1 protein-coding gene is annotated in these 924 nt (G+C 68.5%); it reads left to right on the top strand.

From position 1 onward, the window contains the following. Positions 1-924, top strand: a 924-nt coding sequence (locus tag JHD80_RS27070) for an amidase (RefSeq protein ID WP_248311814.1), incomplete at both ends; no start/stop codon positions are given.

The following is a 924-nucleotide window of genomic DNA, read 5'->3' as shown; positions in this document are numbered from 1 at the left end:
GGCCTGCGCACCACCTATGGCAGCGCGCTCTATCGCGATTTCGTGCCGACGGAAGACCAGCTCATCGTCGCCTCCGTGCGCAAGGCCGGGGCGATCATCGCCGGAAAGACCAACACGCCGGAATGGGGCGCCGGTGCCAATACCCGCAACGCCGTCTATGGCGCGACCGGCAACCCGTTCGATCCCTCGAAGAGCGCGGCCGGCTCGTCGGGCGGCTCGGGCGTCGTGCTGGCGACGAACATGGTGCCGCTCGCGACCGGCTCGGATACCGGCGGCTCGCTGCGCAACCCGGCCGCCTTCAACGGCATCGTCGGCTTCCGGCCGACGCCCGGCCTCGTGCCCAGCGAGAAGCGCCAGCTCGGCTGGTCGCCGCTGCCGGTGCTCGGCCCGATGGCGCGCAATGTGCCGGATCTCTGCCTGCTGCTCTCCGCTATCGTCTCCGATAACGGAGCCGATCCGCTGGCGATCACGATCGATGGCCGGACCGTGCGCCGGCCGGAGGATTTCGCGCGGCCCGACGCGATCGATCTCGCCTCGCTCAAGGTGGCGCTGACCCCTGATTTCGGCTTCGCCCCGACCGAGCGGCTGATCCGCGACACCTTTTTCGACAAGGCCAAGGCCTTCAGCCATCTCTTCCGGGCCGCCGAGGAGGCGACGCCGGATTGCGAGGGCACGGACGAGGTCTTCGAGATTCTGCGCGCGAGCAATTTCCTGGCGGCGCATCTCGACAAGGTCCGCGACACGCCGGACATGGTCGGGCCCAATGTGCGCGCCAATGTCGAGGAGGGCCTGCGCTATTCCGCGCTCGACGTCACCCGCGCGATGAAGCAGCAGACGGTGATCTACCAGCGCTGGCAGCGTTTCTTCGACGATTACGACGTCATCCTGTCGCCGGCAGTGACGCTGAGCCCGCGGCCCTGGACC

The sequence above is a fragment of the Allobosea sp. ASV33 genome, assembly GCF_016428755.1.
Taxonomy (GTDB): Bacteria; Pseudomonadota; Alphaproteobacteria; order Rhizobiales; family Beijerinckiaceae; genus Allobosea.
The sequence above is the reverse complement of the archived record's forward strand: the minus strand, read 5'-3'. Positions and strand labels throughout refer to the sequence as shown.